At 34.9% G+C, this 12119-nt stretch carries 13 protein-coding genes and 1 riboswitch; all 13 genes read right to left on the reverse strand.

Annotated elements, in window-relative coordinates; genetic code table 11:
- Nucleotides 1-111: 111 nt before the first annotated feature.
- Nucleotides 112-510 (reverse strand): secondary thiamine-phosphate synthase enzyme YjbQ, encoded by a 399-nt coding sequence (locus C8C76_RS11190; RefSeq protein WP_108141691.1) that lies wholly within the window; start codon nt 508-510, stop codon nt 112-114.
- A 120-nt stretch (nt 511-630) separates the two neighbouring features.
- Nucleotides 631-2112 carry a lysine--tRNA ligase gene (lysS, locus tag C8C76_RS11195; RefSeq protein WP_108141693.1) on the reverse strand — a complete coding sequence of 494 codons (1482 nt, stop codon included), beginning with the start codon at nt 2110-2112 and terminating at the stop codon, nt 631-633.
- Nucleotides 2113-2213: 101 nt separating this feature from the next.
- On the reverse strand, nt 2214-2696 hold the full coding sequence (gene greA, locus C8C76_RS11200; RefSeq protein ID WP_108141695.1) for a transcription elongation factor GreA: 483 nt from the start codon (nt 2694-2696) through the stop codon (nt 2214-2216).
- Between the two features lie 215 nt (nt 2697-2911).
- Entirely contained in the window at nt 2912-3886 is a 975-nt protein-coding gene (gene dusB, locus C8C76_RS11205; RefSeq protein WP_108141697.1) for a tRNA dihydrouridine synthase DusB, read from the reverse strand.
- Between the two features lies 1 nt (nt 3887).
- Nucleotides 3888-4661, reverse strand: a complete 774-nt coding sequence (locus C8C76_RS11210) for a type III pantothenate kinase (RefSeq protein WP_108141699.1) — start codon at nt 4659-4661, stop codon at nt 3888-3890.
- A gap of 138 nt (nt 4662-4799) precedes the next feature.
- Nucleotides 4800-5741, reverse strand: coding sequence for an NAD(P)H-dependent flavin oxidoreductase (locus tag C8C76_RS11215; RefSeq protein WP_108141701.1), 942 nt, complete (start codon nt 5739-5741; stop codon nt 4800-4802).
- Nucleotides 5742-5854: 113 nt separating this feature from the next.
- A complete protein-coding gene (locus tag C8C76_RS11220; protein WP_108141703.1) occupies nt 5855-6817 on the reverse strand; it encodes a BMP family ABC transporter substrate-binding protein in 963 nt (320 codons plus the stop codon).
- Nucleotides 6807-7679 carry a biotin--[acetyl-CoA-carboxylase] ligase gene (locus tag C8C76_RS11225; protein ID WP_108141705.1) on the reverse strand — a complete coding sequence of 291 codons (873 nt, stop codon included), beginning with the start codon at nt 7677-7679 and terminating at the stop codon, nt 6807-6809. The genes C8C76_RS11220 and C8C76_RS11225 overlap by 11 nt, the downstream gene beginning before the upstream one ends.
- A 59-nt stretch (nt 7680-7738) precedes the next feature.
- A complete protein-coding gene (locus C8C76_RS11230; protein WP_108141706.1) occupies nt 7739-8281 on the reverse strand; it encodes a folate family ECF transporter S component in 543 nt (180 codons plus the stop codon).
- A 70-nt stretch (nt 8282-8351) separates the two neighbouring features.
- Nucleotides 8352-8445: riboswitch (THF riboswitch) on the reverse strand.
- A 54-nt stretch (nt 8446-8499) separates the two neighbouring features.
- The gene (locus tag C8C76_RS11235) at nt 8500-10170 is read right to left on the reverse strand and encodes a formate--tetrahydrofolate ligase (RefSeq protein WP_108141708.1); all 1671 of its coding nucleotides are present in this window, start codon (nt 10168-10170) and stop codon (nt 8500-8502) included.
- Between the two features lie 121 nt (nt 10171-10291).
- A complete protein-coding gene (locus tag C8C76_RS11240; protein WP_108141710.1) occupies nt 10292-11074 on the reverse strand; it encodes an ABC transporter permease in 783 nt (260 codons plus the stop codon).
- A 41-nt stretch (nt 11075-11115) separates the two neighbouring features.
- Nucleotides 11116-11742 carry an ABC transporter ATP-binding protein gene (locus C8C76_RS11245; protein WP_108141712.1) on the reverse strand — a complete coding sequence of 209 codons (627 nt, stop codon included), beginning with the start codon at nt 11740-11742 and terminating at the stop codon, nt 11116-11118.
- A gap of 12 nt (nt 11743-11754) precedes the next feature.
- Nucleotides 11755-12063 carry a PadR family transcriptional regulator gene (locus C8C76_RS11250; RefSeq protein WP_108141714.1) on the reverse strand — a complete coding sequence of 103 codons (309 nt, stop codon included), beginning with the start codon at nt 12061-12063 and terminating at the stop codon, nt 11755-11757.
- Between the last annotated feature and the right edge of the window lie 56 nt (nt 12064-12119).

The following is a 12119-nucleotide window of genomic DNA, read 5'->3' on the forward strand; positions in this document are numbered from 1 at the left end:
TTTTTAAAATAATTTTGTCGGCCGGAAAAATTGATAATTCAACTTTTCAGCGACATACATTATCTTAACATCAATCCCCCTTTTTGTCAAGAGTTTGAACCGAAAAATCTGCTAACCTTCTATAATTTTTAAATAAATATTTCTGCTTCTGGGTCCATCGAACTCACAGAAGTATATTCCCTGCCAGGTCCCAAGCAACAGTTTTTTATTTTTAATTATGACGGTCTGGTCTACTCCGAATAAACTTGATTTAATATGAGCCGCCGAATTCCCTTCTAAATGGGCATAATTATCATCAAAAGGAATTATTTTATTTACCTCTTTCTTAATATCAGCGGCAACATCCGGATCAGCGTTTTCATTTATAGTCACTGCAGCAGTTGTATGGGGAATATGAATCATTACTAAGCCAGAATCAACTCCAGTTTTTTTAACTGCGTTCTGTATTTTTGAAGTAATATCAACAAACTCAACCCTGTCATTAGTTTTAAGTGAAATCTTTTCAAACATACTTAACCCCCTTTTAGATTTTTAGCTGAATTAGCCTTTGTTAAATTTAACTGAAAATTGAATAAATTATTTCTAAAAGCAAAACCGGGCACTAGTCCCGGCTTTATTTTCAATTTTTAATTATTCATTACTTTCAGGTCTCATAGTAGGGAAAAGAATTACATCCCTAATAGAGCTTGAATCTGTCAGCAGCATAATTAAACGGTCAATTCCAATTCCAAGTCCACCTGTAGGCGGCATACCGTATTCAAGTGCTCTTATGAAATCATAATCCATCATCTGTGCTTCTTCATCACCAGCTTCACGCATTTCTACCTGCTTTTCAAATCTGCGCTTCTGTTCTTCAGGATCATTTAACTCACTGAAGGCATTGGCAATTTCTCTACCATAGACAAAAGCTTCAAAACGGTAGGTAAAACGAGGATCATCTTCTATTTTTTGAGCAAGCGGTGATACTTCAATTGGATAGTCCATAATAAAGGTTGGCTGAATTAACTTATCTTCAACTCTTTCCTCAAAAACTTCGTTTAGAACTTCTCCATAAGAAAGACCTTCTTCAGGTTTAACACCTACGGAAGCTGCTGCCTCATATGCCTCTTCTGCAGTATCAAATTCGGAAAAATCTACATCGGCATATTTTTTAACAGCTTCTACCATAGTGATCCTGGTCCAGGGAGTTGTAAAATCAAGCTCTGTTCCCTCATATTCTAAAGTGTCTGTTCCCAGAACTTCTGCTGCTAAATGACTTACCAGATTCTCAGTCAGTTCCATCATATCATGATAATCAGCCTGAGCCTGGTAAAGCTCCATAGTAGTAAATTCAGGATTATGCTTATAGGACATCCCTTCATTACGGAAATTTCTATTGATTTCAAATACCTTTTCAAAGCCACCAACGATTAACTTTTTAAGATAAAGCTCCGGTGCAATTCTTAAGTAGAGATCCATATCCAAAGTATTATGATGGGTTACAAAAGGACGAGCAGTTGCTCCACCTGCAATTGGATGCATCATCGGTGTTTCAACTTCTAAAAATCCTTTTTCCTCGAGGTATCTTCTCATCTCTTTGATGATTTTACTTCTAATAACAAAAGTTTCTTTAACATCAGGATTAACAATTAAATCCAAATAACGCTGGCGGTAACGAATATCTTTGTCTTTTAAACCATGAAACTTTTCTGGTAAAGGTCTTAAAGATTTGGTTAAAAGTTCAAAAGAAGATACTCTAATTGAAACCTGTCCCCGATTCGTTTTGAAAACAGTCCCTGTAATACCAACTAAGTCTCCAAGATCTAAATCCTGAAAAAATTCATAGCGCTCTTCACCAATATTATTCTGCTTTACATATAATTGAACTTTTCCGGTCATATCCATTAAATCAGCAAAACTAGCCTTACCGTGAGTACGAATCGCCATTAAACGGCCTGCTAATTTAACCTCTTTTTCTTCCAGTTCTTCAAAATTATTTTCTACCTCAGCTGCATGATGAGTAACTTCGTATTTCTCAGCAAAAGCCTTTTTGCGCTCTTCTCTTAATTGAGATAGCTTTTCCCGTCTCTGTAACATTAACTCATTCATATCTTCGAGCATATTTTCACTCATTATAAATATCCAACTCCTTATTTAATTATAATAGAGTTCTACCCCTATTTCTTACAAACAACAGTAATTTTGTAAATTATAAATGATTTTGATAATTTTATTTAATGTCTAACCTTTTTGATTGAAATAATCTCATAGTCAACTTCTCCCGCAGGAGTTTCAACAGTCACTTCATCCCCTATAGCATGTCCTAAAATTGCTTTGCCGATAGGTGATTCATTTGAAATCTTATAATTTAATGGGTCTGCTTCTGCTGAGCCAACTAAAGTATAGCTGATTTTTTCGTCACTATCAAGGTCATGCAGCATAACGGTAGTTCCAAGATTAACCTGTTTGTCAGTTACTTCTTCATCTTTGACAACATGAGCATTGTTGAGCATATTTTTTATTTCCTGAATTCTACCCTCCACAAATGCCTGTTCATTTTTAGCATCATCATATTCGGAGTTTTCACTGATATCTCCAAATTCTCTGGCTACCTTAATTCTTTTTGCAACCTCACGTCTCTTCTCTGTTTCTAAATATTCTAATTCGTTTTCTAATTTTTCAAAGCCTTCTTCAGTCAGCATTACCTGTTCTGCCATAACTATCTACCTCTACTTTCTAAATAATATTTTAAGTTTTAAATTGTCGAAATTGTCTAATATATATAAAAGTACCAAATGGGCCAGCAACACAGCCCAACAAGAAAGTGTGCCAGGTAATAATACCTGACACTACTATAAGTCTACAATTATTAATTATTATAAATAACTTTACTTTTATTGTCAAGCAAGTTTAGATAATCACTTAAATTAATCTAAGAACTTATAGTCTTCTGATAGCTCCTTAATAGTCTTATCAGAGCTTCCAGATCAGAAAGCTGGTTAACTTTATTTTTAATATCACTGGCATTTGGAAGTCCCTTTAAATACCAGGAGATGTGTTTGCGCATAATTGGAACTCCATGTCTTTCCCCATAATAGTCAACTGCCAGTTTTAAGTGCCTGATGGCCATATCAATTTTTTTTGAATAAGAAGGTTTTTCAAGCAGCTTACCTGTTTTTAAGTATTCAATAATTTCTTTAAATATCCAGGGATAGCCCTGAGCCGCGCGTCCAATCATTATACCGTCACAGTTGGTCTGCTCAAAAACAGCTTCCGCATCTTCAGCAGAAAAAATATCGCCATTTGCAATTACAGGAAGCTCTACCGCCTGAACAACCTTCTTTATTATTTGCCAGTCAGCCTCACCTTTATAAAATTGACTGCGGGTTCTACCATGTACTGCAACTGCTGCTGCACCGGCTTCTTCTGCAAGTTTTGCAAGTTCAACTGCATTAATATTTTCTTCATCCCAGCCGCTGCGCATTTTGACAGTCACTGGAACACCGGCTGCTTCAACAGCTGCTTTTATTATTTTATAGGCAAGCTCTAAATCTTTCATCAGTGCTGACCCGGCACCATTTTTTACAATTTTTCTGGCAGGACAACCCATATTAATGTCGATAATATCCACATTATATTCTTCAGAAATACCTGCAGCAGCTCGGGCCATAAAATCCGGCTCTTCCCCAAAAATCTGGACAGCTATTTTTCCATTTTCTGCTTTATCAAATTCAATTAATTCTGCAGTCCTTTTATTTCCATATTCATAACCTTTGGCACTAACCATTTCTGTATAGAGAAGTTCAACTCCCATTTCTCTAATTAGCTGTCGATAAGGGTAATCACTTACACCTGCCATAGGAGCTAAAAAAACTGCAGGTTCAACTTTTAAATCCTGTATTTTCATTCTAGGATCCCATTCCATTTATATCAGCTATATATTTTAATCCCTTTAAAGTTAAAAAGGGTTCTACATAATCAATTGAATCAGTTTCAGCAGCTATCAGACTTACCAGCCCACCGGTAGCAATCACAACAGCATCTTCCGAAAGCTCTTTTTTGAATTTCTTAACCAGGTATTCAACCTGACCAACAAAACCATAAACTATTCCAGATTTCATACCATCAATTGTATTTTTACCGATCGCTTTTCCTGGTTCAATCAGCTCAATTCTCGGCAGCTTAGCCGATTGGCTGAAGAGAGCTTCTGCCGAAATTCCTATCCCGGGCGCAATAGATCCCCCAAGATATTCTCCTTTTTTCGAAACTGCACAAAAAGTTGTAGCCGTTCCAAAATCAACAATTATTAGTGGTCCCTCGTATAGGTGACCTGCTGCTACGGCATTAACTATTCGGTCGGCACCAACTTCTTTGGGATTATCAGTTTTAATATTCATTCCTGTTTTTACTCCTGGCCCAACAACTAATGGATTTACATTAAAATAACGATAGGCTGTTTTCTTTAAAATTCTTAAAATCGGAGGTACAACACTTGAAATAATGATTGAGTTTACAGCATCATTATTGATATCTGCTGACTCAAATAAATTTTTAAAAAGCATCCCATACTCATCTGGAGTTTTATTTCTATCAGTAGAAATTCGCCAGTGAGTTTTTAACTCGTCACCCTGATATAAACCCAAAACTGTGTTAGTATTACCAATATCCATTGTTAAAATCATTTTTTCTGCCCCTTATTAATTTTATTTAGTCCATCTTTTTTCTAATTTTAAATAAAGGCTTATCTAAAAAAGCAGCTGAATATTTAAAAGCTGCAGCTTTATATTAAACCAAACTGCAGCTAAATGTCAAATTATTACTTAATCTTTAAAGTAATTTTTTATTTCCTGGAAAATTTCTTTGGTCGACAAAATCTCCTTAACCCGTCCTATACCAGCCCCGGTAAAGAATACACCATTATCAAGATCTCCTTTTCTGGCATTAATCAGAGCGTCTTTGATACAGAACTTTTTAGTACAGCTCTTTAAACAATCTGTACAGTTTGCTGGTGGGGGAGCTTCTCCGGCTTGAATAAGTTCAGAAAATCTTGTTTTAATAGCATTGGCTTTGTAACCAACCGAACTCATAATCTTCACTACATCATCATTAGAAGCTTTAACACATAACTCCTTAAATTTTTCTGAGACTGAAGCTTCCTTGCTTGCCAGAAATCTTGTTCCCATTTGGACCCCATCAACACCAAGTTTAAACATGGATTCAATATCTGCAGGAGTCACTGCTTCGCCAGCGCCAATTACAGGTATATCAACTTTTCCAGCTACTTTTTTAATCAAATCAAAAATATTTTCATCACTCCCAAGATGTCCTCCAGCATTTCCTCCCTCAACTACTACAGCAGAAGCTCCTAATTTTTGGGAGATTCGTGCCAGTTTTAGGGAAGAAACAATAGGAATCACAGGGGTGTTATATTCTTTGCCAACCCCAAACATATCTCGCGAAAATCCGGCTCCTGAAATAATACAATCTATACCTGCTTCAACTGAGGCCTTTAACAGTTCACTGAAACCTGTAGCCGCAAACATTATATTTACACCAATTATACCATCACTTAATTTTCTTGCTTTTTTGATTTCTGATTTTAATTCTTCAGGTGTCATAACTGAAGCACCAATTACTCCAATACCACCTTCATTGGCAACAGCAGCTGCCAGTTCAGCCATTGAAACTCTAATTGCCATTCCTCCCTGGATAATAGGAAGTTTTGCTTTCAAATCAGCAATCTTTAATTCAGGTAATCTCAATTTATCACTCCTAAAAATATTTTAAACTTTATTCTACTTAATCTTATCATAGAATCAATCAGATTTAAATGTTTTTCTGACTATTAGTCAAAATTATAATTTCAACTGTTCAGCTAGGGTGCAGACGGTATTTCAATTTCCCCTGCCAGAAACTGCTGTTTATACTCTTCGATCTTGGTCCTTTTCTCACTGCTCAACATATCAGATAGCTGATCCTGTTCTAAAACAAAAGCATTATCAGCCAGACCAAATTCTTTAATTTCGTTAATGTAATTATCATTACTATAATTTTCAATTAACATTTTGACCAGATGATCAGTATTTTTTAAAACTGCTGTTACCATATTATTTGGAGCAAGATCTATATCTGCAGCATCCAGTGAGATTAATTTAATATTATTTTCTAAGGCTGTCTCTATTATCCCCCGAGAAGAAGGACCTGCTGCATAAAAAATTAAATCAACATTTTCTGCCGCTAATTCCGCACTAATTTCTTTAGCAGCAGAAAAATCATTAAAACTACCTACATAACGGCTAATAATTTCTATTTCAGAATTTACCGATTTAACACCTGTCTCAAATCCAAGCTGATAGTGACCAATTTTTTCTGTTTTTTGTCCACCAATAAATGAAACTTTAGCATTATCACTTGCCAGAGCAGCAACAACTCCAGCTAGAAAAGCCTCCTCTTTTCTCTTAAAGGTAAGAGACATAACATTCTCTTCTTCTACTATTCCATCAAAGAGTACAAAATTAGTTTCTGGATACATCTGAGCAGCTTCTTTGACAGCCTGTTCCATTGTAGAACCGACTCCCCAGATTAAGTCGAAATTATTTTCCGCAAAATAATTAAGATTATCCTGGTATTCTGTCATTAGGTCTGACTCTCTATAATCTGTTTTTAAATTTAAATTTTCAGCCACTTTATTCAAAGAATTTCTCAACTGCTGATTATAGCTGCTGTCTTTAAAGCCACCGACATCACTAACTAAAGCAACTTCCATGTATTGGGCAGAGACAGCAAATGATATTAATAAAAGAAAGAGTATTAAGATTGATATTATTTTAAAATTCATTTTTTTCACCTTCCCAGGAACAGTCATTATATTTATCAAGGCTCTGATAATTTAAGGAGGTATTAGATGACTGAAGTTTCTTCTGTCGTCCATCAGGAAACTCAACTAAAAGGTCACCATTATCCATTATTGCTTTAATTAAAACAGTTTCTTTTTTACCATTATGTCTAAGATCAACTTTTTTTCCAGTCAGATTTAAAGTTTCTTTCCACTGATTAATTATTTGATCTCGCTTCTCAGCCAGATAATTATCAAAATAAAAATTAATTTTTTCTATTAACCTGGCCAGAAATAGGTTTTTATTGATCTTTTTGGCCTTTTGCAGATAATAAGAAGTGGCAATTTCTTTTATTTCTGAGTTAAAATAGTCATTATTTAAATTGATTCCACAGCCAACAATAACAAAGATCTCCTCTTCTTTATTTAAAACTAATTCTGATAAGATACCACAAATCTTTTTGTTATTGACCAGTATATCATTTGGCCATTTAACAACAGTCTTTAAATCAAAAAAATTAAAAGTGTCTTTTACTGCTAGAGCTGCAGCTGCAGTAATTTGTGGAATTTCATCAACATTAGCTTCAGGCTTAAAAAGAAAGGAAACAGCTATACTGGCTGGATCACTGGAAAGCCAGTTGTGGCCGCGTCTTCCTCTTCCTGCAAGTTGAGAATCAGCAGCAAAAATAATTAGTTTATTTTTATTAAATAGTTCTACATTAAAAGCTGAACTTTTTATATATTTTTTAGCCTGATTATTAGTAGAATCAATGCTCTCATAAACTTTTATAAAAACTTTATTCATTATCTTATTATCCAGCTCATTATTTATTATTTCCCGATCAAACACATTATATTCTTCCATTTATAAATTCTCCTAGAAAAAGGACCCTAAAAGGGCCCTTTTGAATTATTATTAAGTTATCAACAGCTTGTGCCCGCTTTAATTTTGCGAACTTTAACAGCATCATAATTTAAAAGTACCTTAATAAAATATGCATAAAGTGGTATATTAATTAACTGACTTATTAATCCCGATGGCATCAACACAGTAAAAGGTACTCCAAATAAAGTGTTAATAAAATATGGGACCAGAATTAAAGAAGATATTAATTGTCCTACAGCCACTGAAATAAAAATTATAGGTAGTGTTCGGCAGCGTTTGAGTACATAAAACACCATAAACCCTGGAATAAAACCGGTTAAAAAAGAAGTAAAGGTAAAATGAGGCATATAAGCTCCCATTGGATTAATAAAATAACCCAGCAGGTCTCCAAGTGCACCAACAATACCTCCAGCAATAGGACCAAAAGCCACACCTGCAAAAATTATCGGTAGACCACCAAAACCAATTCGTACTCCTTCAACTCCTGCAATTGGAATCCTGATACTGAACACTCTGGTTAAAATGATAGTTAATGCTGTTAAAAAAGAAAGATAGGCAATCTTTTTTGTGCTTAATTTCATTTTCTACACCTCCCCCCTCTCTGGTTAGATGATAGTTTATATCTGCACCAAAGAAAGAGGAAACTTTGGTGACAGCGGACGCGACAGGGAGACCGCAGCTAAAAGCTTTCGTTTCAGAGCAACGTCCCATCTCTGAACACTCTACGCCTCCTGTCTACTCTATCACTATATTTCATTTGTTTTTATTATATCCCATCTAAACAAATTTTTAAAGTTATTTAGAACAATCCAGAAATTTTTCCATCAGCATCAATATCTATATCTTCAGCCGAAGGTCTTTTTGGCAGACCAGGCATTGTTAATACAGGACCGGTCATTACAACTAAAAATCCAGCTCCCGCAGATAGATTAATTTCTTTTACACTAATTCTAAAACCACTGGGCCTTCCTTTTAAATTAGGATTATCAGAAATAGAACTCTGGGTTTTTGCCATACAGACTGGAATTTCAGCATAACCCTGCTTTTCATATTTTTTTATTTGAGCCAGCGCAGTATCACTATAATCAACACCATCAGCACCATAGATTTCAGTGGCAATAGTTTCTATCTTTTCTTTAATTGGAGCCTTCTCATCATAGAGGAATTTAAACTTGCTCTCTTCATTTTCAAGCACATCCACAACAGCATTTGCAAGTTCTTCTCCGCCTTCTCCACCGTTAGCCCAAACTTCAGATAAAGCTACATTGACTCCCAGTTCTTCACACTTTCTTCTTACTAATTCTAATTCCGCTTCACTATCATCGGGGAATCTGTTTATAGCTACAACTGTCGGAACACCAAATTTATTGACATTTTCAATATGCTTTTCTAAATTTTCCATACCTTCTTCCAGGGCAGCCAGATTTTCTTCTTTTAGATTATCCTTTGCTACTCCACCGTGCATTTTTAAAGCTCTAATGGTTGCAACTAAAACAGTTGCATCAGGTTCTAAATCAGCAAATCTGGATTTTATGTTATAAAATTTCTCAGCTCCCAGGTCAGCTCCAAAGCCAGCCTCTGTAACTGTAATATCTCCAAGTTTCATTGAAAATTTAGTTGCCATTACACTATTACATCCATGAGCAATATTTGCAAATGGCCCCCCATGAATAAAAGCAGGAGTGTTTTCTAGAGTCTGGACTAAATTGGGTTTAATAGCGTCTTTCAATAAAGCTGTCATTGCTCCTTCTACCTTTAGATCATGAGCTGTTACACTTTCTCCATCATAAGTATAGCCAATTACTATTTTTCCCAGTTTATCTTTTAGCTCCATCAAATCATTGGCCAGACACAAAATTGCCATAATTTCGGAAGCAACTGTGATTAAAAATCCATCTTCTCTGGGATATCCATTTTTAGTGCCACCAAGTCCAACCACAGTATTTCTTAATGCTCGATCATTCATATCTACCGCTCTTTTAAAAGTAATTTGAGTTGGATCAATATTTAATTCATTACCCTGTTTAATATGATTATCAATCGCGGCTGCCAGTAGATTATGAGCGATCCCAATTGCGTGAATATCACCTGTAAAGTGAAGATTAATATCTTCCATAGGAATTACCTGAGCATAACCTCCACCTGCTGCACCACCTTTAATCCCCATTGTAGGTCCTAAAGAAGGTTCTCTAATTGCAATAACTGCATTTTTTCCAATCCGATTTAATGCCTGTCCCAGTCCAACAGTAGTAGTGGTTTTACCCTCTCCGGCTGGAGTGGGAGTAATTGCAGTTACCAGCACCAGTTTGCTATCAGAGTTATCAGAAAGTCTTTTTAGTACATCCAGTTTAACTTTTGCCTTATACTTACCATATAATTCCAGGTCATCTTCTTTTAAACCAATCTGTTCAGCAATTTCTGTGATCTCTTTCATTGTGGCTTCCTGAGCAATTTGAATATCACTTTTCACTATACTTCCCCCTCGAATAATTTGTTTGAAAATTTAAATTATATTTAATTCTTATTATATTATTTCAATGTAATTTAATTAATTCCTGCTTTGATATTTATTTCACTTATTTTTTCGTCAATTAGATCTTCAGCTGCTTTCTGGAATTAAAAAATGTCCTGGCTCCGCGGTTTACCATAAAAAATACAGTTAAGGTTACACTTCCTAAAATCCCCATCATAATTGCAATCTGATACTTGATAGCAATTACTGGAGAGGCACCTGCTAAAATCTGACCGGTCATCATCCCGGGAAGAAATACAATCCCCATCCCCATCATCGAATTGATTGTTGGCAGTACAGCATTATAAAACGCTCTGTTGCTAATTTCTTTAACAGCGGTTTCTGGTTCAGCACCCAGCATTAAGTAATTTTCAATCAGTGCTTTATTATCCTTAAATCCATCTATTAAATGGTTAACTCCCAAAGATATTCCGGTCATTGAATTTCCAATCAGCATTCCTGATAACGGAATAAAATAGTCAGCTCTAAACCACGGATCAAGCCCAACGACTATCAGGACAAAGAAAAAGATACTTATAGACGTTCCTAAAAACATTGAGCCTGCAATTATACCCTTCATTTTTTTTGATATTTCTGAATCAACCCTACCATAAATATTATAGATTGCAAAAATCTCCATGATCAGCAAAATCAAAATACTGTAATATGGATTTTGATTTGCAAAAACATATTCTAAAATAAAACCCACTGCGACTAGTTGAATTGTCATTCTAACTGAAGCCAGCAATATTTCTCCTTTATGTCCAATTTCTTTTTGTTTGACAATAAAAAGCAGAATCAAAACAAAAATATAGGCAAATACCAGCTGTAATAATTGTATATTTATAATATCGTTCTCCATAAAATTTCACTCCTCCTGTTTTTAACTGTTTATTTAAACTCTCAGTCAGTAATTCTGCCAGCTTCTATATTAATTATCCTATCAGCAAATTTTTCGGCTATCTCTGGACTGTGAGTAACCATAATTAATGTTCTCTTATTTTCTCTAACATAATCAACTACCATCTGAATAATCTTTTCTTCTGTTTTCTTATCCAGAGAAGATGATGGCTCATCTAAAAGAAGCACCTCTGGTTCCAGCAGCATAACCCTAGCCAGAGCCAGGCGCTGTTTTTCTCCCCCCGATAAATTCTCAGCATTATCACTCAAATTTTGACTTAACGAAACTTTCTCCAGCAGCTCTTTATAATTTAAATTTTTAGAAATTCCATTATCAGCAATTTCTTCAGTTATTTTAAAATTATCTCTGATAGTTCCCTTAAAAATCTCCGGGTCCTGCGGCAGCATTACAACTTCTCTTCTCAAAGCAACAGGATCATAGCTTTCAATATTTTTATCTTTATAAAAGATTTCTCCCTGATCAGCTGTAATCATATTATTAAGCAGCTTTAGAAAAGTTGTCTTACCACCTCCACTGCTGCCGAGTATTGCTGTAACTAAATTTTTATCCAGTTCTATCTTTTCAATATTTAAAATATCTTTAAATATAACATTCTCAAGTTTAAACATATTTACCTCCTTCTAATTCATAATTTCATCTGATAACTCTCTAGTCTTTGCCTTTACTTCCTTTAAAACCTCTTCTCCTTTTGCTGTAAGACTGTAATACTTTCTTACTTTACCCTCAACAGTTTTCTCTTCACTATTTAATATTCCATCTGATTCCATTGAGTGTAGAATTGGATATAATGTGCCGGAACTTATATTATAGCCATGACTTTTTAATTCTTCTATCATCCAGAGGCCAAAAAAAGGTTCTTTTTTAGCGTGATATAGAATATGAACTCTCATGAAAGCTAAAAAAAGTTTTCTTAAGATTTTATTTTCCATACTTTCACCTCTTTATCGTTTTTCGTTATTGATTATTATTATAGCATTTCGATAAT

Source organism: Halanaerobium saccharolyticum (genome assembly GCF_003053565.1).
GTDB classification, from domain to species: domain Bacteria; phylum Bacillota; class Halanaerobiia; order Halanaerobiales; family Halanaerobiaceae; genus Halanaerobium; species Halanaerobium saccharolyticum_B.